This window comes from Enterobacter sp. T1-1 (assembly GCF_000710795.1).
Lineage (GTDB): Bacteria > Pseudomonadota > Gammaproteobacteria > Enterobacterales > Enterobacteriaceae > Enterobacter > Enterobacter cloacae.
The window spans coordinates 1-20,284 of record NZ_JALW01000059.1 but is presented as its reverse complement, the minus strand read 5'-3'; the positions used below and the strand labels follow the sequence as shown (position 1 = coordinate 20,284).

At 55.7% G+C, this 20,284-nt stretch carries 22 protein-coding genes; 4 read left to right on the top strand and 18 right to left on the bottom strand.

Annotation, left to right across the window (positions count from 1 at the left end; genetic code table 11):
* Window positions 1–42: 42 nt before the first annotated feature.
* Window positions 43–744, bottom strand: a complete 702-nt coding sequence (locus AK59_RS0118985; protein WP_013098873.1) for a pirin family protein — start codon at window positions 742–744, stop codon at window positions 43–45.
* A 104-nt stretch (window positions 745–848) separates the two neighbouring features.
* On the opposite strand from AK59_RS0118985, the gene AK59_RS0118980 reads away from it, so the two are divergent.
* Entirely contained in the window at window positions 849–1,751 is a 903-nt protein-coding gene (locus AK59_RS0118980; RefSeq protein WP_014885334.1) for a LysR family transcriptional regulator, read from the top strand.
* 41 nt (window positions 1,752–1,792) lie between these two features.
* Here AK59_RS0118980 and AK59_RS0118975 read toward each other — a convergent pair whose 3' ends face one another.
* The 11 genes from AK59_RS0118975 to AK59_RS0118925 all read right to left on the bottom strand — a co-directional run bounded on the left by AK59_RS0118975 (window position 1,793) and on the right by AK59_RS0118925 (window position 9,072).
* The gene (locus AK59_RS0118975) at window positions 1,793–2,158 is read right to left on the bottom strand and encodes a DUF805 domain-containing protein (RefSeq protein ID WP_029883514.1); all 366 of its coding nucleotides are present in this window, start codon (window positions 2,156–2,158) and stop codon (window positions 1,793–1,795) included.
* A gap of 105 nt (window positions 2,159–2,263) precedes the next feature.
* Window positions 2,264–3,250 carry a glutathione S-transferase family protein gene (locus tag AK59_RS0118970; RefSeq protein ID WP_029883513.1) on the bottom strand — a complete coding sequence of 329 codons (987 nt, stop codon included), beginning with the start codon at window positions 3,248–3,250 and terminating at the stop codon, window positions 2,264–2,266.
* A 72-nt stretch (window positions 3,251–3,322) separates the two neighbouring features.
* A complete protein-coding gene (locus AK59_RS0118965) occupies window positions 3,323–3,715 on the bottom strand; it encodes a DoxX family protein (protein WP_013098869.1) in 393 nt (130 codons plus the stop codon).
* 209 nt (window positions 3,716–3,924) lie between these two features.
* The gene (locus tag AK59_RS0118960) at window positions 3,925–4,221 is read right to left on the bottom strand and encodes a YqjK-like family protein (RefSeq protein ID WP_013098868.1); all 297 of its coding nucleotides are present in this window, start codon (window positions 4,219–4,221) and stop codon (window positions 3,925–3,927) included.
* Complete coding sequence (locus AK59_RS0118955; protein ID WP_013098867.1) at window positions 4,218–4,616, bottom strand: phage holin family protein; 399 nt, start codon at window positions 4,614–4,616, stop codon at window positions 4,218–4,220. Before AK59_RS0118955 ends, AK59_RS0118960 begins: the two co-directional genes overlap by 4 nt.
* A gap of 1 nt (window position 4,617) precedes the next feature.
* Window positions 4,618–4,923, bottom strand: coding sequence for a DUF883 family protein (locus tag AK59_RS0118950; protein WP_013098866.1), 306 nt, complete (start codon window positions 4,921–4,923; stop codon window positions 4,618–4,620).
* Between the two features lie 29 nt (window positions 4,924–4,952).
* On the bottom strand, window positions 4,953–5,321 hold the full coding sequence (locus tag AK59_RS0118945; protein ID WP_020689388.1) for a DUF1090 domain-containing protein: 369 nt from the start codon (window positions 5,319–5,321) through the stop codon (window positions 4,953–4,955).
* A 142-nt stretch (window positions 5,322–5,463) separates the two neighbouring features.
* Window positions 5,464–5,847 (bottom strand): EnvZ/OmpR regulon moderator MzrA, encoded by a 384-nt coding sequence (mzrA, locus tag AK59_RS0118940; RefSeq protein ID WP_029883512.1) that lies wholly within the window; start codon window positions 5,845–5,847, stop codon window positions 5,464–5,466.
* A 2-nt stretch (window positions 5,848–5,849) separates the two neighbouring features.
* Window positions 5,850–6,512, bottom strand: coding sequence for a DedA family general envelope maintenance protein YqjA (yqjA, locus tag AK59_RS0118935; protein WP_013098863.1), 663 nt, complete (start codon window positions 6,510–6,512; stop codon window positions 5,850–5,852).
* Window positions 6,513–6,855: 343 nt separating this feature from the next.
* Window positions 6,856–7,632 carry a transcriptional regulator ExuR gene (exuR, locus tag AK59_RS0118930; RefSeq protein WP_013098862.1) on the bottom strand — a complete coding sequence of 259 codons (777 nt, stop codon included), beginning with the start codon at window positions 7,630–7,632 and terminating at the stop codon, window positions 6,856–6,858.
* 141 nt (window positions 7,633–7,773) lie between these two features.
* Window positions 7,774–9,072, bottom strand: coding sequence for an MFS transporter (locus tag AK59_RS0118925; protein WP_029883511.1), 1,299 nt, complete (start codon window positions 9,070–9,072; stop codon window positions 7,774–7,776).
* 474 nt (window positions 9,073–9,546) lie between these two features.
* On the opposite strand from AK59_RS0118925, the gene uxaC reads away from it, so the two are divergent.
* Window positions 9,547–10,959: a glucuronate isomerase gene (gene uxaC, locus AK59_RS0118920; protein ID WP_029883510.1), complete on the top strand. Its 1,413-nt coding sequence runs from the start codon at window positions 9,547–9,549 to the stop codon at window positions 10,957–10,959.
* A 17-nt stretch (window positions 10,960–10,976) separates the two neighbouring features.
* Window positions 10,977–12,464: a UxaA family hydrolase gene (locus AK59_RS0118915; protein ID WP_029883509.1), complete on the top strand. Its 1,488-nt coding sequence runs from the start codon at window positions 10,977–10,979 to the stop codon at window positions 12,462–12,464.
* Between the two features lie 93 nt (window positions 12,465–12,557).
* Here the strand turns inward: AK59_RS0118915 and sstT are convergent, their stop codons facing one another.
* The 4 genes from sstT to AK59_RS0118895 all read right to left on the bottom strand — a co-directional run bounded on the left by sstT (window position 12,558) and on the right by AK59_RS0118895 (window position 16,799).
* On the bottom strand, window positions 12,558–13,799 hold the full coding sequence (gene sstT / locus AK59_RS0118910) for a serine/threonine transporter SstT (RefSeq protein ID WP_013098858.1): 1,242 nt from the start codon (window positions 13,797–13,799) through the stop codon (window positions 12,558–12,560).
* A gap of 210 nt (window positions 13,800–14,009) precedes the next feature.
* A complete protein-coding gene (locus AK59_RS0118905; protein WP_013098857.1) occupies window positions 14,010–14,975 on the bottom strand; it encodes a TerC family protein in 966 nt (321 codons plus the stop codon).
* A gap of 251 nt (window positions 14,976–15,226) precedes the next feature.
* Window positions 15,227–16,225 carry a Gfo/Idh/MocA family protein gene (locus AK59_RS0118900; protein WP_013098856.1) on the bottom strand — a complete coding sequence of 333 codons (999 nt, stop codon included), beginning with the start codon at window positions 16,223–16,225 and terminating at the stop codon, window positions 15,227–15,229.
* 70 nt (window positions 16,226–16,295) lie between these two features.
* Window positions 16,296–16,799, bottom strand: coding sequence for a YgjP-like metallopeptidase domain-containing protein (locus AK59_RS0118895; protein ID WP_013098855.1), 504 nt, complete (start codon window positions 16,797–16,799; stop codon window positions 16,296–16,298).
* Between the two features lie 85 nt (window positions 16,800–16,884).
* Between AK59_RS0118895 and rlmG the strand changes: the two genes are divergently transcribed.
* Window positions 16,885–18,021 carry a 23S rRNA (guanine(1835)-N(2))-methyltransferase RlmG gene (rlmG, locus tag AK59_RS0118890; protein ID WP_013098854.1) on the top strand — a complete coding sequence of 379 codons (1,137 nt, stop codon included), beginning with the start codon at window positions 16,885–16,887 and terminating at the stop codon, window positions 18,019–18,021.
* Here the strand turns inward: rlmG and AK59_RS0118885 are convergent.
* The gene (locus tag AK59_RS0118885) at window positions 18,018–20,039 is read right to left on the bottom strand and encodes an NADPH-dependent 2,4-dienoyl-CoA reductase (protein ID WP_013098853.1); all 2,022 of its coding nucleotides are present in this window, start codon (window positions 20,037–20,039) and stop codon (window positions 18,018–18,020) included. The genes rlmG and AK59_RS0118885 overlap by 4 nt on opposite strands.
* 165 nt (window positions 20,040–20,204) lie before the next feature.
* A partial coding sequence (locus AK59_RS1000000125495; protein WP_442854878.1) for a hypothetical protein occupies window positions 20,205–20,284 on the bottom strand: 80 nt, incomplete at its 5' end.

The window sequence follows — 20,284 nt, the reverse complement described above, 5'->3', positions numbered from 1 at the left end:
CCTCCCTCTCCCCGTGGGAGAGGGTTAGGGTGAGGGCATTCTCTACACCGGCAAATCAATCAGCAGCGCACGCAGCGGCGTATCGGCCACCAGCGTAATATTCGCTTCATCACGAATAAATGCCCCGTCGCCGCAGGTGAGCGCCTCTTTCTCTTCCGTGTGCGTTACCGCATGCACCGTACCGTGAATCGATTGCAGATAGGCGCGCGGGCCATGAAGCTGAAAGCTCGCCTGTTCACCTTTCTTCAGTTCGATATGGTGCAACCACACCTGCTGACGCAGTTGCAGGCTGCCTTTGCTCCCGTCCGGAGAAGCGATCAGCTGTTGCTTTTCGCTCTGCAGATCGATTTTTTGCACCAGCGGATTTTCCCGCTCAGGGCAGGCATCCAGCCACAGCTGCATGCGGGTCAGCGTTTTGTCTTTGCTGAGATTATGCTCGCTATAGCTAATGCCCGGCTGCGTGGAAATTAACAGCGCTTCGCCAGCCTTTGCCTGGACATGATTGCCCTCGCTATCGCGGTATTCTGCCTCGCCTTCCAGGATCAGGTTCAGGATATCGACTTTCGGATACGTACGCGGCTGGAAGGAGGCGCCCGGGGCGAGCACTTCCTGATTTAACACGCGCAGTGAAGCGTAACCGAGGAGTTTAGGGTCAAAGTAGTGTCCAAAGGAAAAGGTGTAGCGGGCCTGCAGCCAACCGAAATCGGCTTGTCCGCACTGTTTAGCTGTTCTTGTCGTAATCATAAACTTGACCTCTCTTTACACTAAAACAATGGTAAAGGTATGGACGCTTCATTGTTAGCCAGATATTCTGCCCGGTATGTTCAAATTTCCTGAATGAGAACGAGATGGCTAAAGAGAGAGCATTGACGCTTGAAGCGCTTCGCGTCATGGACGCGATTGACAGGCGTGGCAGCTTTGCCGCCGCGGCAGATGAACTGGGGCGCGTTCCGTCTGCGCTCAGCTATACCATGCAAAAGCTGGAGGAAGAGCTGGACGTGGTGCTCTTTGACCGTTCCGGTCATCGAACAAAATTCACGAACGTTGGACGGATGCTGCTGGAACGTGGTCGCGTACTGCTGGAAGCGGCGGACAAACTGACGACGGACGCCGAGGCGCTGGCACGCGGCTGGGAAACCCACCTGACGCTGGTCACTGAGGCTCTGGTGCCTACCGAGGCGTTATTCCCGCTGGTAGACAGGCTGGCAGACAAAGCGAACACGCAGCTTTCAATCATCACCGAGGTGCTGGCAGGCGCGTGGGAGCGTCTGGAGACGGGCAGGGCGGATATCGTAATTGCACCGGATATGCACTTCCGTTCATCGTCTGAGATCAACTCCCGTAAACTCTACAGCGTGATGAACGTTTACGTCGCCGCGCCAAATCACCCGATTCACCAGGAGCCGGAGCCGCTTTCTGAAGTGACGCGCGTGAAGTACAGGGGCGTGGCGGTTGCGGATACCGCGCGCGAACGTCCGGTGCTAACGGTGCAGTTGCTGGATAAACAGCCGCGTCTGACGGTCACATCGCTGGAAGATAAGCGCCAGGCATTGCTGGCAGGACTGGGCGTGGCGACCATGCCGTATCCGTTTGTTGAAAAAGATATTGCTGAAGGGCGCCTGCGCGTCGTCAGCCCGGAGTACACCAGCGAAGTGGATATCATTATGGCGTGGCGTCGCGACAGCATGGGCGAAGCCAAATCGTGGTGTTTGCGAGAAATTCCAAAGCTCTTTGCGCATCACAACAAATAAAAGAGTAAGCCCGATGTGCCTAAGCGCCATCGGGCATAAATTTACGCGCCGATCTTCGGATCCGGACCAAAGCGGTTTTCACCCGGCGTCCCGCTCTGACAGTTGAAAATTAAAATGATGAGCCAGCCAATAATCGGGATCAACAGCAGCAGTAACCACCAGGCGGAACGATCGGTGTCGTGCAGGCGTCGGAATAGCACAGCCCATGACGGTATCAAAACCAGCACACTATAAATGGCTGTAAGAATCCCTTCACCGCTAGAGCCCTCCCAGCCAAGAATTTTATCCACAATCCCCAGCACCATAATAAGAACGGAGTTCACCAGAATGAACATCCAGTACTCTTTGCGGCGGGCGCGGCCACCAAAACCAAAATAATTGCGCAGTACGTTTAAATACCAATCCATTTCCTTGCCTCATTTATCAGTCAATCACTTGTTTTCTAAGCGATCGAGGTAAGGATAGATGGAGATTGTGAATTAAAAAAGGGCATCTCACGATGCCCTTAATATTTATCCAAAACGAACGTCGCGCCCGTGGGGTTCATTCAGATCCTGCCACGGCCCGATGGAGATAATACCCGTCGGGTTAATAGTTTTGTGGCTGCGGAAATAGTGGGTGCGGATATGGTCAAAATCGACCGTTTCGGCAATTCCCGGCATCTGGTAGATGTCGCGCAGGAAACCATACAGGTTCAGATAATCGCTGATGCGGTGTTTGTCACACTTAAAGTGGGTGACATAGACCGGATCAAAGCGAACCAGCGTCGTCCACAGGCGGATATCCGCTTCCGTCAGACGATCGCCCGTCAGGTAGCGGTGCTGGCCGAGGATCTGCTCCAGACGCTCAAGAGATTCAAAGACTTTTCCAACCGCTTCGTCGTAGGCTTCCTGGCTGGTGGCAAAACCGGCCTTGTAAACGCCGTTATTAACGTTGTCGTAAATCCAGCTGTTCAGCTCATCGATTTTGTCTCGCAGCTCAACCGGATAGTAATCCCCGGCGCGCGCGCCATGGGCGTCGAAGGCGGTGTTGAACATGCGGATGATCTCCGCAGATTCATTGCTGACAATCGTCTGGTTTTTCTTATCCCACAGAACCGGTACGGTGACGCGCCCGGTGTAGTGCGGGTCGGCGCGCAGATAAAGCTGGTAGAGGAAATCGTGATGATACAGTTCATCACCCGTCGCAGCAGGGAAATCACGGTCGAACGTCCAGCCATTTTCCAGCATTAGCGGGTTCACCACCGACACCGGAATTAAGGATTCGAGGCCTTTCAGCTTGCGCACAATCAGCGTGCGGTGCGCCCACGGGCAGGCGAGGGAAACATAGAGGTGATAACGATCTTTCTCGGCCGCAAAGCCACCTTCGCCACTCGGGCCGGCAGCACCATCGGCGGTAAGCCAGTTACGGAAGGCCGAAACAGAGCGCTTGAAGCGTCCACCGGTGGATTTGGTGTCATACCAGACATCCTGCCAGACGCCGTCTACGAGTTGTCCCATTTTTTTCTCCTCCGTCAGATAGCAAAAGCGAGGAGAGGTCTCCTCGCTTTGTGTTTATTCAGTATAGCGTGCTTACCATTTCTTATTCAGAACGCGGTCGATGCTGTATGCGCCCGGGCCGGTGACAGCCAGCAGCAGGAAGCCACCCGCAATGGTCAGGTTTTTCATGAACATCAGGGAGTTCACGCCTTCAGCAAAGTTGCTGTGGAAGATGAACGCCGTCAGCAGGGTGAAGCCCGCAGTAAACAGCGCCGTGGTACGGGTCAGGAAGCCGAACAGTACCGCCAGGCCGCCGCCGAACTCAAGCAGAATGGTCAGTGGCAGCATAAAGCCCGGAACGCCCATGGCTTCCATATACTGCTGGGTACCCGCATAACCGGTGATTTTGCCCCAACCTGCAACGATGAACAGAATTGGCATCAGAATACGTGCTACCAGTACACCAACATCTTCTAATTTTTTCATTTTACTCTCCAGGAAACCACATCAGCGGCTGAACATTATTTCTCTGCAAATTCGGGTAGATACCGCGTCTTTGCTGTCGATGGAGAGCATCATAAACGTGACGGTTGGCGATTGTTAGCAAGGAAAACTGTCAATCTTTTTCAAAGATATTGAGTAAGGGAGGCTGGGGGAATTTTGCCGGGTAAGCGCAGCGCCACCCGGCGAGAAGGCTAGCGAAGCTGCTGCTGGCGAATCGTCGCTTTCACCAGGCGCCAGGCGCTCCAGGCACCAAAGCCGCGTCGGGCCCAACGGATCAGCATATTCGGATGACGGATCGTCCAGATTGCCATCACACTGCTGCCAACCAGAGCCCAGGAACGCAGGCTCAGGAAGGTGTTCCAGCCACGGTCAAACCGACGCGTCGCGTCAATCCAGTCGCGACGGCTGGCAGACAGATCCAGCCGTTGCTGCTGGATCTGACTTAACAGAAAGGCTTTTCGCTTTTCACGTTCGGCTTTATCGCTCACGGCTTGTCATCCTCCAGCAGAGCGCGATCGTTCGCCAGCTCCTGGCGCGTATGGCGCAGGAAAGTGGACTTACGCGCTTTGCGCATCGTCCAGATACCGCCAATCAGTGCTGCAACCAGCAAAACGACGGTGGTGGCAATCATCGCGTTGAGTCGATATTGCGGATCGATGGCCCAGATGATGAGTACCATCAGGCTCATCAGACCAAACGCGGCGAAGAGCATGGTCAGTCCAAGCATCAGCAGCATCTGGAAGAGGTTGGCTTTCTCCTCTTCCAGCTCTACCACTGCCAGCCGGACGCGCGTTTCGGCAATCCCGACCAGCGTCGTTAAGATACGCTGGCCGATGCCGAGGACGTTGTTAGCAGGCCCTTGTGCGTGACGAGGATCTTCCATATCAACGACGCGTCAGCAGTACGCCCAGTACCACACCGATTGCGGCACCAATACCGACACCCGTCCACGGATTATCGCGAACATATTCGTCAGCACGCGCTGCGGCTTCACGGGTCTGTTTTGCCAGCGCATCACCGGTTTCACCCAGGCGATAGCGGCTCTCTTTCAGCGCTTGCTCCGCTTTACTGCGCAGTTTGCTGACCTCTTCTTTTGACTTATCGGCGGAGGAGTTCAGCACCTCTTCAAGGGTGTCAGCCAGGGATTTCAGTTCAGCGCGCAGATGTTCAGACGTCGTATCTTTTGACATGATTTTCTCCTGTTGAGATTTCCGTTAACTCAATAATCGCGAGCTTCCAGCGCTTTCAGGTCGTCCTGCGCTTCTTTCAGCTTTCTCTCGCGCTTGGCAATTTTTTCCGCATCCCCTTTCTCTTTCGCTTCCTGCAGGTCGTGACGACGCTCGGCTATCTCGTCCTTCTGTTCAGCGATTTTTTTCTGGTGATCGGCACGCAGTTGGCTGTCTGAACAGTTCGCTTTCACTTCGCTCAGCGCTTTTTTCAGCCCCTCAACACGATGCTGATTGTTGTGCTTTTCGGCATAACCGATCTCACGCTGAATATCCTGCTCTTTCTCCTGACAGAGAGAAGTGGCGAAGGAGGCAGTGCTTAAAGATAAAAGGGCCAAAGCCAGAGTAATGCGGAATTTCATTATCGAAACCTTCCATTGTGTTGCGGCATACGCCGCTATCCAGACTAAGCGGAGAACATTTGAGGGGTGCTCCGCGTACTTAAGCATAGTAAGTAAACGGGGGATTCACCAAAGTGAGTGAAAAGATTCGGAATCCTGGTAATTATCCAAATCGATGCGACGTATCGCGAATCAGCGACAGCCAGGCCGCTGGCCGGCTGTCATCGTCCTGCTGGGCAATGATGTATCCCTGCGGCAGCGTGCGGTCAAGCACCACTTTCGCGGCCGCGCTCTGCGCACGGGAGTCAAACTTGATCAGTAACACATCGTTTTGCGGGGTGATACTTTTAAAGCGGATCCCGTTGGCATCCAGATGGTGCCAGACAGAAAACCCATCCGGTACGCTGACACCCTGATTAACCGGGCGAATGGCCAGCGTAGATTCCTGATGCGAAAGCGCGCTCCAGATCAGAAGCATGGCGCTGATAAGCACCAGGGCGATCAGTGCGTACGCACTACGACGCAGGGAGAGCGCTGAGATAACCATGGTTAGCTCCTGGCTCCGTATTTTTTCTTCCACAGGACAACCAGCGAACCGATCAGGCCGAAGACCAGCAGGACGACAGGCAGCAGCATCAGGCATGACATCAGCTGATCTTCATACTTCATGAAGACCGGCGTTTTACCCAGCGCATAGCCCAGCGTGGTGAGGATCAGCACCCACAGCAGGCCGCTCATCCAGTTAAAGAACTGGAAGCGAGTGCTGCTGAGACCTGACAGACCCGCGATGGTCGGCAACAAAGTACGTACAAACGCAATAAAGCGGCCAATCAGCAGTGCGGAAAGACCGTGCTTATGGAAAAGATGGTGCGCCCGCTGGTGATAATGCGCCGGAAGGTGCGAAAGCCAGTTCTGCACGATCCGCGTATTGCCAAGCCATCGTCCCTGGATGTAGCTCACCCAGCAGCCGAGGCTGGCGGCGACGGTCAGTAAAAAAATGGTTTGCGGAAACGCCATCGCCCCTTTAGCACACAGCACGCCGACCAGCACCAGCAAACTGTCGCCTGGCAAAAAAGCCGCAGGCAGCAGACCGTTCTCAAGGAACAGGATCATAAACAGGACAAAATAGAGCATGCCAATCATGGAAGGGTTGGCCAGCGTTTCGAAATCCTGAGCCCAGAGGGCATTCAGTAGTTGGGTCAAAAGTTCCATTCAGTGTTCCTGGAAATCGGTTAACGTCACGCCTGTTATCCGGGACAAACAGCACGGCGACATTGTTGTGATTTCATTATGGTCGCTCGCGGACACATTGCGGTGTGGCCAACACTGTTCCCTGTTAATTGGCTGGTTAGCAAGCACTAACTTACAAAATAAGGAATTGAATCCAATTGTAACAAAGCCCAACGTTCTGCGTCACAGAATTTGCAGGGTGTGATGATTTTGGCGTAAGCCCTGGAAGTGAGCGAGGGGATTTACAAAGGCTGACACTATATATGTTTTGCTTACCCATAAGCGCGGGAAGGCGCAGCGAAGCGCCTGCCAGCACGGAGGCAAACTATTTTGCCTGACTTGACGCGGTATCGAGGTGAACGACAGGATTATCCGCAAAAAGATAACGGTCGGCGTTAAATTCGAAGTCGTCACTGGTCTCATTGAACAGCATCTGCTTGGTGTTCTCGAGGTGCTGCCACATGGCCAGTTTCGCGGCGTGGGGATCTTTACGAATCAGCGCCTTGAGGATTTGGTCGTGATCGTCACACCAGTTATCAACCGTACGTGAATCAATATGATCGTGCAGTTTTTTCCAGTACGGGTTGTGAACGCGCTGAGTCCACATTTTTTCTACAATTGCGGCCAGCGCCGTATTTTGCGTTGCCAGTGCCACCTGAACGTGGAACTGCAGATCCCACTCCGAATCGCGGAAACATTTTTCCTTGCGGGCGTTCTCCTGGATCTCCATCAGTTTCATGATGTCCTGCTTGGTCACCTGGGTTGCCGCAAATTCCGCAATGTTGCTTTCAATGAGCTGGCGGGCCTGGAGCAGCTCAAACGGACCATAGCTGGCAAATTCCAGGCTTTCGTCCGCAACAGGAGAGTGTTTAGGCTGATTAGAAATCACATGAATGCCGGAACCTTTGCGAACCTCAACGTAACCTTCCACTTCGAGCATGATGATCGCTTCACGCACCACGGTGCGGCTCACGTTTTTTTCATCGGCTATGAAGCGCTCAGCGGGGAGTTTGTCACCGACAAGATAGACCCCTTGCTCGATGCGATCTTTCAGCTCGGCAGCAAGTTGTTGATATAAACGACGTGGTTCGGTGATTTCCATATGCGCTCCAGGCAGGGTACGGCGGATGATTTGTTATACCACTTTTGCATGCCACTCTCCAGATTTTGCCATTAAAAAAGCCGCCCGGAGGCGGCTGGTTTTATAGCTCGGGTAAGCGCAGCGCCACCCGGCACAGCAATGCTAACTCTGCGTCGCCGGTTTCCCGAGGGACTCTTTCGCCAGTTCGTCGGCAGATTTGCTTTTCAGCACCGTCCAGATAACGACTGCCCCCATCAGGTCGAAGATAGCCAGTACCGCGAACAGCGGGCTGAAACCGATGGTATCCGCCAGCGCACCCACCACCAGCGCGAACAGCGTACTTGCGGTCCAGGCGGCCATCCCGGTCAGGCCGTTGGCCGTTGCCACTTCGTTACGGCCGAACACGTCAGACGAGAGGGTAATCAGCGCACCGGACAACGACTGGTGAGCAAAGCCACCGATACACAGCAGGGCGATAGCCACGTACGGGCTGGTGAACAGGCCGATCATCCCCGGGCCAATCATCAACAGCGCGCCCATGGTTACGACCATCTTACGGGAAACAATCAGGTTCACCCCAAACCAGCGCTGGAACAGTGGCGGCAGGTAACCACCTACGATACAGCCCAGGTCAGCGAACAGCATGGGCATCCAGGCGAACATGGCGATCTCTTTCAGGTTAAAGCCATAGACCTTAAACATGAACAGCGGGATCCAGGCGTTAAAGGTGCCCCAGGCCGGTTCAGCCAGGAAACGTGGCAGCGCGATACCCCAGAACTGACGGGTCCCCAGGATCTGCCAGACGGACATTTTTTTGCCGTTGTTAGTCTGGTGCTGCGCTTCCTGACCGCCAATGATGTACTCGCGTTCTTCTTCAGACAGTTTTTTCTGGTCACGCGGGTGCTTATAAAACACCAGCCACGCCATGGCCCAGGCAAAGCTCAGTACGCCAGAGATAATAAACGCCATCTGCCAGCTGTGCATGACGATGGCCCACACCACCAGAGGAGGGGCAATCATCGCCCCGATGGACGAGCCGACGTTGAAGTAACCGACCGCAATGGAACGCTCTTTTGCCGGGAACCACTCAGAGCTGGCTTTCAGCCCTGCCGGGATCATCGCCGCTTCCGCCGCACCTACCGCGCCGCGTGCCAGCGCCAGGCCACCCCAGCTGCCTGCCAGCGCCGTTGCACCGCAGAATACCGCCCAGGCGATGGCGAAGAAGGCATAACCGATTTTGGTACCGAGAATGTCCAGCACATAGCCTGCAACAGGCTGCATGATGGTATAAGCCGCGGAGTAGGCGGCAATGATGTAGGAGTATTGCTGCGTGGAGATGTGCAGCTCTTCCATCAACGTGGGCGCGGCGGCTGCCACGGTGTTACGCGTCAGGTAGCCCAGCACGGTGCCGAGCGTCACCAGTGCGATCATATACCAACGTAACCCTTTAATTTTACGCATCTAAAACCTCATCGTTATGTTATTTCCGTGCCAGGGCACGGCAACCTCTCAACCGGTTTGGGGGAGGGCTGTGTAACGGGAGGGGCGTAACCGGGAGAACGTCCCGGAACGGCCCGAACCTTGCCATAAATAAGCGTGCATAAGTCGGTTTCCGTACCGTTAAATCCGATGTCTGACACCGGTAATGCATTCCGTCGGCTGCGTGTTTGCGACGGCGAAAAGATAACTTGTCATACAACTTTAAAAGGTGAGTGACATCACAAATGTATGATTCTTTGTAGGGGCATTATCTGGCGCAGGCGAAGCCAGTACTGACGCGGTCTGCAGAAGGGTTTACCTCATTCGGGGTAATTTTTTTGTCCAGGTTTATTGATCCAACTCACGAAAAAAACCTCAGGCTCTGGAAATTGGTGTGATAACTTTGCAGCATCTGAACATAAGCTTTCTGCCGCTCCCGTTACGAGGAAGACGATAATGACACCGTTTATGACCGACGATTTTCTGTTAGACACTGAATTTGCCCGCCGCCTGTATCACGACTACGCAAAAGACCAGCCCATTTTTGATTACCACTGCCATTTACCGCCGCAGCAGGTTGCCGACAATTACCGTTTCAAAAACCTGTATGACATCTGGCTGAAGGGCGATCACTATAAATGGCGCGCCATGCGCACCAACGGCGTCGCTGAACGCCTGTGTACCGGCGACGCAAGCGACCGCGAGAAATTTGATGCCTGGGCGGCTACCGTGCCGCAGACCATCGGTAACCCGCTCTATCACTGGACGCACCTCGAACTGCGCCGTCCGTTTGGCATTACCGGTAAGCTGCTTTCACCGGCTACGGCGGATGAGATCTGGGAGCAGTGCAACGACTTGCTGGCTCAGGATAACTTCTCCGCGCGCGGCATCATGAAGCAGATGAACGTGAGGATGGTGGGCACCACCGATGACCCGATCGACTCGCTTGAGCATCACGCGGTCATTGCAAAAGACACCGCGTTTGATATCAAAGTGCTGCCAAGCTGGCGTCCGGATAAAGCCTTTAACATCGAACTCGACACCTTTAGCGGCTATATGGCGAAGCTGGGCGAGGTTTCTGACACCGACATCCGTCGTTTTGCGGACCTGCAGAGCGCGCTGATCAAACGTCTGGATCACTTTGCGGCACACGGCTGTAAAGTCTCTGACCATGCCCTGGATGTGGTGCTGTTTGCAGAATCTAACGAAGCCGAACTGGATAGCATTCTGGCGCGCCGTCTCTCCGGTGAAGCCCTGAGCGAGCATGAAGTCGCCCAGTTCAAAACTGCGGTACTGGTCTTCCTTGGCGCTGAATATGCCCGTCGCGGCTGGGTACAGCAGTACCACATTGGCGCGCTGCGTAATAACAACCAGCGTCAGTTCAAACTGCTGGGCGCGGACGTGGGCTTTGACTCCATTAACGACCGTCCGCTGGCCGAAGCGCTCTCTAAACTGCTGAGCAAACAGAACGAGCAAAACCTGCTGCCCAAAACCATCCTCTACTGCCTGAACCCGCGCGATAACGAAGTGCTGGGCACCATGATCGGCAACTTCCAGGGTGAAGGGATGCCGGGCAAGATGCAGTTCGGCTCCGGCTGGTGGTTCAATGACCAGAAAGATGGCATGGAGCGTCAGATGACGCAGCTGGCGCAGTTGGGTCTGTTAAGCCGCTTTGTCGGCATGCTGACCGACAGCCGCAGTTTCCTCTCCTACACCCGCCACGAATACTTCCGCCGCATTCTGTGCCAGATGATTGGCCGCTGGGTGCACGCGGGCGAAGCACCGGCGGATATCCAGCTGCTCGGCGAGATGGTAAGAAACATCTGCTTTAACAATGCGCGTGACTACTTCGCCATTGAACTGAACTAAGCCCGTTTGAGGTTGATATGCACTACATCAAAATCCATTCGCTGGATAACGTCGGCGTCGCGCTGGCAGATCTGACCGAAGGAACAGAGGTCACTTTCGGTACTCAATCGGTCACGTTGCGCCAGGCCATTGGACGTGGACATAAGTTTGCCCTGATCCCCATTATGAAAGGGGAGAACGTGGTGAAGTACGGTTTACCGATTGGCCATGCGCTGGCGGATATTGCGCCGGGTGAATACATTCATTCCCACAATACCCGCACCAATCTGAGCGATCTGGACGAGTACAGCTATCAACCTGATTTCCATGCGCAAGAGGAGCAGGCGGCAGATCGTGAGGTGCAGATCTACCGCCGCGCCAACGGTGAGGTAGGGATCCGCAACGAACTCTGGATCCTCCCGACAGTTGGTTGCGTGAACGGGATCGCGCGTCAAATCCAGACGCGTTTCCTGAAAGAGACTCACGATGCCGAAGGCATTGACGGCGTGCACCTGTTCAGCCACACCTACGGCTGTTCACAGCTGGGTGACGATCACATCAACACCCGTACCATGCTGCAAAATATGGTGCGTCATCCGAACGCGGGGGCGGTGCTGGTGATTGGCCTGGGCTGCGAGAATAACCAGGTGGATGCCTTCCGGGAGACGCTGGGCGAGTTTGACCCTGAGCGCGTGCACTTTATGGTGTGTCAGCATCAGGATGATGAAGTGGAAGCGGGCGTTGAGCAACTGCACCAGCTGTATGAGGCGATGCGCCACGATAAACGTGAGCCGGGCAAGCTGAGCGAGCTTAAGTTTGGGCTGGAGTGTGGTGGCTCGGACGGTCTTTCCGGCATCACCGCGAACCCAATGCTGGGCCGCTTCTCGGACTATGTGATCGCCAACGGGGGAACGACGGTGCTGACGGAAGTGCCGGAGATGTTCGGTGCCGAGCGTATCCTGATGAGCCACTGCCGTGATGAAGCGACGTTTGAGAAAACGGTCACCATGGTGAATGATTTCAAACAGTACTTCATCGCTCATAACCAGCCGATTTATGAGAACCCGTCGCCGGGTAACAAAGCAGGTGGGATCACCACGCTTGAAGAGAAGTCACTGGGTTGTACCCAGAAAGCGGGCGCCAGCCAGGTGGTGGATGTCCTGCGCTACGGCGAACGCCTGAAAACCCACGGACTGAACCTGCTGAGCGCCCCGGGGAACGATGCGGTTGCCACCAGCGCGCTGGCCGGTGCCGGCTGCCACATGGTGCTGTTCAGCACCGGCCGCGGTACGCCGTACGGCGGGTTTGTCCCGACGGTCAAAATTGCCACCAACAGTGAACTGGCGGCGAAGAAAAAGCACTGGATCGACTTTGATGCCGGTCAGCTCATTCACGGTAAAGCAATGCCTGAATTGCTGACGGAGTTTGTGGACAGTATTGTGGAATTTGCCAACGGCAAGCAGACCTGCAACGAGAAAAACGACTTCCGTGAGCTGGCGATCTTTAAGAGTGGGGTGACGTTGTAAGTTGGGTGCGGCCTGATGCCCTCACCCTGACCCTCTCCCACGGGAGAGGGGACAAACACTAAAAACGGCAACCTCAGGGTTGCCGTTTTGCTGTTAACCTCGTAATGCGTTCTTCGCTAAACGCGCATCTTCCGCCTGACAGGCCGCAGCGGTGAACAGCACGTCGGTAGAAGAGTTCAGCGCCGTCTCACAGGAATCCTGCAGCACACCGATAATGAAGCCGACTGCGACCACCTGCATGGCAATTTCGTTCGGGATACCAAACATATTGCACGCCAGAGGGATCAACAGCAGAGAGCCGCCCGCCACGCCGGATGCGCCACAGGCACACAGCGAGGCCACCACGCTCAACAGCAGCGCCGTAGGCAGATCCACCGCGATACCCAGCGTATGCACTGCCGCCAGGGTCAGCACGGTGACGGTGATCGCCGCGCCCGCCATGTTCACGGTTGCACCCAGCGGGATAGACACGGAGTAAGTATCACGATCCAGATTCAGTTTTTCCGCCAGCGCCATGTTAACCGGAATGTTAGCTGCAGAGCTGCGGGTAAAGAAGGCGTACACGCCGCTTTCACGCAGGCAGGTCATTACCAGTGGATACGGGTTGCGGCGGATCTGCCAGAACACCAGCAGGGGGTTAACTACCAGCGCCACCAGCAGCATGCAGCCAACCAGGACGATCAGCAGCTGTGCGTAGCCCCACAGCGCGTCAAAACCGGTGGTTGCCAGCGTAGAGGAGACCAGACCAAAAATACCGATTGGGGCGAAGCGAATAACGATTTTCACCATGAAGGTCACGGCGTTCGAGACATCGTTAACCAGGTTTTTCGTGGTCTCATTACCATGACGCAGCGCGAAGCCCAGCCCAATTGCCCAGACCAGGATGCCAATGTAGTTTGCGTTCATCAGCGCCGTGATTGGGTTAGAGACCATGCTCATCAGCAGGCCACGCAGCACTTCCACAATCCCGGATGGCGGCGTGACATCACCGGCCGCGCTGGTTAGGTGCAGCGTAGACGGGAACAGGAAGCTAAATACCACGGCGGTTAAGGCAGCGGAGAAGGTGCCCAGAAGATACAGGAAGAGGATCGGCCGAATGTTGGTTTTTTGTCCGTGTTGGTGGTTGGCAATCGACGCCATGACCAGCATCAGAACCAGTACCGGTGCCACGGCTTTCAGTGCGCCAACGAAAAGGGTTCCAAGCAGTCCCGTGGCTTCTGCAGCAGGTTTTGACACCATAGCCAGCAGAATACCCAGTACCAACCCGACCAGAATTTGTTTTACAAGGCTGCCCTGCGCCAGGCGCGCGAACAGACCGCGTGATTGTGTGCTCATACGTTATTCCTGAGTGAAATTGCGTTCCATCCTGGCTGTGCTCTAAGGCACATTTATGTCCGGATGTAAGTATTTGTTTGCCTGGTTGAGTATCAGGGAAAGCGAGGAAAGGCGGAAGAGTAAAATGCTGGATTTTACGTGTTGCGTCATGTTTTTTAACTATTGATTAACGAAAGCGCCGGGTGGCGCTGCGCCACCCGGCAAAACGCACTACGCCTGCTGCTTTTTATCGTGCTGGCGGTTAACCCAGGTATTGATAATCAGCGTTACCAGCAGAATGCCAAACACCACGCCGAGCGAGATGGCAATCGGGATATGGTAGAAATCGACAATCAGCATCTTGATACCGATAAACACCAGGATCACCGACAGACCGTACTTCAGCATTGAGAAGCGCTCAGCCGCGCCTGCCAGCAGGAAATACATCGCACGCAAACCGAGAATAGCGAACAGGTTAGAGGTCAGCACAATGAACGGGTCGGTAGTGACGGCGAAGATAGCCGGGATACTGTCCACGGCGAAGATCACATCGCTCAGCTCCACCAGAATCAGCACCAGCAGCAGCGGGGTGGCGAACAGCAGGCCATTCTTGCGGACAAAGAAATGCTCGCTCTCGATTTTGTCCGTCATGCGCAGATGACCACGGATCCACTTCACCAGCGGCTTATCACCAATACCGGTTTCGTCTTCTTTCGCCAGCGCCATTTTAACCCCGGTGAACAGCAGGAACGCGCCAAAGACGTATAGCAGCCATTCGAACTGGGTTATCAGCCAGCTACCGGCGAAGATCATGATGGTACGCAGGACGATTGCCCCCAGCACGCCGTAAACCAGCACGCGACGCTGCAGGGCAGCAGGCACGGCAAAGTAGCTGAACAGCATCAGCCAGACGAAGACGTTATCAACCGCCAGCGCTTTTTCAATCAGATAACCGGTGAGGAAGGCGAGCGCCTGAGGATCAGCCACCGCACGGCCTTCGGTCGAGGCCAGATACCACCAGAAGGCGGCGCAGAAAAGGAGTGAGAGGGATACCCACACCAGCGACCAGACGGCGGCTTGCTTGACGCTCATACCGTGCTCGCCGCGGCGGCCCTGCAAAAAGAGGTCGATTGCCAGCATGATGAGCACGACAACCGCGAATCCGCCCCACAACATTGGAGTGCCGACAGAATGCATACTATTTTCCTTACACATAAAAAACAAAAACGGCCATGGTCAGAAGACGATAGCCGTTAGCTTTTTATGCATAGACCTCGCCTTCCGGCAAGGTCTCACTTACAACCACGAAGGTTGCCCGGCGACCGGATGCGGTTTTGCACGCATCGTAATGACGATCCACCGGCAAGGAAGTTACTCCCCTTTGCTCGTAACAAAATATGTCAGACCATCAGTTTCGTCAATGGTCCTCAGTCATTCATTACACAGCTTTACGCGATAGCTTCTGTGCTCACGCCGTCAGCCGGGAAAACCACGCCGGTCTGGCGGCGGATTTCCGTTTGCAGCTTCGCCGTGGTGCGGCTTATCGCAAGACCAGGGTGATTCACTTCGTTGTCTTCCACCAGACGGGCGAAGACCTCTGCCTCATAGAGCATAGTGTTAATATGCTGAGGCTGCGTCAGCTCCTGCGCTTTACCGCCGCGCGGCACAAAGCTCAGCTTCTGGCATTCGGAGATCTTCTCGATAACCAGCGATCCGTTTTCACCCTGAATTTCACTTGGCAGGACGGAGTCACTCACTTTGGAGTGCTGCAGCGTGACGCTGAAATCACCGTAATCCAGCACCACGACACCGTGCGCATCCACGCCGCTCTCCAGCAGGCTGGCAGTGGCCGTTACGCCGTGCGGCTCGCCCCACAGGGCAACCGCAGAGGCCAGGCAATAGAAACCGATGTCCATAATCGAGCCGTTGGAGAAGGCCGGATTAAAGGTGTTCGGGTTCTCGCCGTCCAGATAACGCTGGTAGCGCGACGAGTACTGGCAGTAGTTAATAAAGGCTTTGCGCACTTTGCCCACCTTCGGCAAAGACTGCTGTAGCAGCAGGAAGTTCGGCAGGCTGGCGGTTTTGAACGCTTCGAACAGCACCACCTGGTTGTCGCGGGCGCACTGAATGGCGGCTTCCACTTCCTCGATATTCGAGGCCAACGGCTTCTCGCAAATGACATGCTTTTTATGGCTGAGGAAGAGCCGGGTTTGCGGGAAGTGCAGGGCGTTCGGGCTGGCGATATAGACCGCGTCAATGGCGTCGCTTTGCGCCATCTCATCAAGCGAGGTGAACAGATGTTCAACCAGATAATCGTTCGCGAAGGCCTGCGCCTGTTCAAGGCTGCGGGAATAGACGGCGGTGAGCTTAAGTTTGCCGGTTTCGTGGGCGGCGTCGACGAACTGGCGCGTGATCCAGTTCGTACCAATGACTGCGAAACGTATCATAAACGTTTACGTACTCCATAGCGGGGAACCTTTAGCCACTGTAGCACGTGATTGTTGCAAAACCAGTGCGCTACTGCGCATTACTCTTTAACGATAAATGCGTAAGCCACAAACGGGTATCAAACTCCAGCTGATGGTACTGTGGCTCCATATGGCAGCACAGGGAATAGAACGCCTTGTCATGCTCTTTTTCCTTCAGGTGCGCCAGCTCGTGCACCACGATCATCCGCAGAAAGGCTTCCGGTGCGTTGCGAAAGACGGTGGCGACGCGGATCTCGGCTTTTGCTTTTAGCTTACCGCCCTGGACGCGTGAAATGGCCGTATGCAGGCCGAGCGCGTTTTTCAGCACGTGGATCTTGTTGTCGTACATCACTTTATTGATGGGTGGTGCACTCTTCAGATACCGGTTTTTGAGATCCTGCGTATACTGCCAGAGGGCCTTATCGGTCGCGACATCGTGCGTGCCGGGATAACGTTTTTCCAGCACCGCCCCCAGTTTTTGCTCGGCAATTAACGTGCGTACCTGGGAGAGCAAATGCTCCGGGTAGCCCTGGAGATAAGTCAGCTGGTTCATCAAAACCCCAAAATAAGTTGAAAACGGGTATACTCACGCACCCTTTTCAGGGATAACGCCGAAATTTTACCATTCAGGAGGGCCGATGAGCCACTTAGACAACGGTTTCCGTTCACTCAACCTTAAACGTTTCCCGGAGACGGACGACGTTAACCCGCTTCAGGCGTGGGAAGCGGCGGATGAATATCTGCTGCAACAGTTGGATGACACTGAAATTCGCGGCCCGGTTCTGATCCTGAATGATGCCTTCGGAGCGCTGGGCTGCGCCCTGGCGGCACACACGCCTTACAGCATTGGCGATTCATACTTAAGCGAGCTGGCGACGCGTGAAAACCTGCGTCACAACGATCTCGATGAATCCAGCGTGAAGTTCCTCGACAGCACCGCAGACTACCCGCAGGCGCCGGGCGTGGTGCTGATCAAAGTGCCAAAAACCATGGCGTTGCTGGAGCAGCAACTGCGTGCATTACGGAAAGTCGTCACGCCAGAGACGCGCATCATCGCGGGCGCGAAGGCGCGTGATATTCATACCTCAACGCTGGAGCTGTTCGAGAAAGTGCTGGGCCCGACCACCACGACGCTGGCCTGGAAAAAAGCGCGCCTGATCAACTGTACCTTCAGCGCGCCGGAACTGGCTGACGCGCCAGAGACGCTGAGCTGGAAGATGGAAGGGACCGACTGGACCATCCACAACCATGCGAACGTCTTCTCACGTACCGGCCTTGATATCGGCGCACGTTTCTTTATTGAACATCTGCCGGAAAATCTGGAAGGGGAGATTGTGGATCTCGGCTGCGGTAACGGCGTGATTGGCCTGACGCTGCTGGCAAAGAACCCACAAGCCAGCGTGGTCTTCAGCGACGAATCGCCAATGGCGGTGGCGTCGAGCCGTCTGAACGTGGAAACCAACATGCCAGAGGCGCTGGATCGCTGTGAGTTTATGATTAATAACGCGCTGTCCGGCGTAGAGCCTTTCCGCTTCAACGCCGTGTTCTGCAACCCACCGTTCCACCAGAAGCACGCCCTGACGGATAACGTCGCGTGGGAGATGTTCCACCATGCGCGCCGCTGCCTGAAAATCAACGGCGAGCTGTATATTGTGGCGAACCGTCACCTGGACTACTTCCACAAGCTGAAGAAGATTTTCGGTAACTGCGTCACCATCGCCACCAACAACAAGTTCGTGGTGCTGAAAGCGGTGAAGCTGGGACGTCGTCGCTAAATAACCAGTGCAAGCTGGGTGCCCTGCGCAATGGCCCGCCGCGCATCCAGCTCCATTGCCACATCGCATCCGCCGATCAAATGCACCGTTTTACCTGCCTCACGCAGCGGATCCGCCAGATCGCGCTTTGGCTCCTGCCCGGCACATAAAATCACATGATCCACGCGCAGCAGCTGTGGCTCACCGCCGATCGTGACGTGCAGGCCGTCGTCGTCGATCTTCTGATAGCTCACCGCCGGGATCATCTTCACGCCGCGCGAAAGCAGGGTGGCGCGGTGGATCCAGCCGGTTGTTTTCCCCAGTCCTTCACCCGGCTTACTCGCTTTGCGCTGCAGCATGACGATCTGCCGTGGGCTTTTCGGCAGCTGTGGCCCTTCCGGGCGCAGGCCGCCGGACTGGCTCAGGCTGGTGTCGATGCCCCATTCCACGCAAAATTCGGCAATGTTCTGGCTGGTGGCCTCGCCCGGCTGGCTTAAATACATGGCGGTATCAAAGCCGATCCCACCGCAGCCGATAATGGCCACGTTTTCCCCAACCGGCGCTTTATCGCGCAGCACATCGAGATAGCTCAGCACCTTAGGATGATCGATACCCTCGATCGCAGGCGTGCGCGGGGCGATCCCGCTCGCCAGGATCACCTCGTCGTAATCCAGCAGATCTGGCGCACTTACCCACTGGTTGAGCCGCAGATCCACACCCGTTAGCTCGATCATCCGGCGGTAGTAGCGCAGTGTTTCATAGAACTCCTCTTTGCCGGGGATCTGTTTGGCAATATTAAACTGCCCGCCAATTTCACCTGCGGCATCGAACAGCGTCACGCTGTGCCCGCGCGACGCCGCATTTACCGCAAACGCCAGCCCCGCGGGGCCCGCCCCGACAACCGCCAGGCGTTTTGATTTGTCTACCGGGAGCACCGGCATTTTGGTTTCATGGCAGGCGCGGGGGTTAACCAGGCAGGAGGTCACTTTCCCGACGAAGATCTGATCCAGACAGGCCTGATTACAGCCGATGCAGGTGTTGATCTCATCCGCACGCCCGCTTTGCGCTTTGGAAAGCAGTTCTGCATCTGCCAGGAACGGACGCGCCATCGACACCATATCGGCATCGCCGCGTGAGATGACATCATCCGCCACCTGCGGATCGTTAATACGGTTAGTGGTCACCAGCGGAACAGACACTTTGCCTTTCAGCTTGCGCGTAACCCACGTGAATGCCGCGCGCGGTACCGGCGTGGCGATAGTCGGGATGCGCGCCTCGTGCCAGCCAATCCCGGTATTGATGAGGGTGGCACCGGCGGCTTCAATCGCCTGCGCCAGCTGGACGGTCTCGTCAAACGTCCCGCCGCCTTCCACCAGATCCAGCATCGACAGGCGGAAGATGATAATAAAGTCAGCGCCCGCACGTTCGCGCACGGCGCGTACCACTTCGACGGCAAAGCGCATACGTCGCGCATAATCGCCGCCCCATTCGTCGTCACGCTGGTTAGTGCGGGCGGCGAGGAATTCGTTAATCAGATAGCCCTCGGAACCCATCACCTCGACGCCGTCATAGCCCGCTTCACGCGCCAGCGCCGCACAGCGGGCGAAGTCGTCAATCAGCGCCAGCACTTCATCGTGGCTGAGGGCATGCGGCTTGAAGCGGTTAATCGGTGCCTGAATGGCCGACGGTGCCACCAGATTGGGCTGATAGCTATAACGCCCGGTATGCAGGATTTGCAGGGCAATTTTACCGCCTTCGCTGTGAACGGCATCGGTCACAATGCGATGGTGCGGCAGCTGTGACGCATCATTAAGCACCGCTCCGCCTTCCATCCCCACGCCTGATGGCGCGGGAGCCACACCCCCGGTGACAATCAGCGCCACACCGTGGCGCGCGCGCTCGGCATAAAAGGCCGCCAGACGCTCGGCCCCGTCCGGATGCTCCTCCAGCCCGGTATGCATTGAGCCCATCAACACGCGGTTTTTGAGCGTTGTGAACCCCAGATCGAGGGGGGCGAATAGCGACGGGTAGCGGCTCATAGTCTCTTCCAGTGTAAAATTATTGTTATGTGGTCGGATGAGTTACTAATTTAGCCAGCAGAAAGTAAAAGGGAAAAGGGGAATGCAGTGATTGTGATGGGATTCAAATAATGCCCTCACCCTAACCCTCTCCCACAGGGAGAGGGGACTCAATCTCCCTCTCCCTTAGGGAGAGGGGCGGGGTGAGGGGGAACGCACCAGCCCCGGTGCCTGCCACATTGACGTCGTCAGCCCGCTGTCCACCA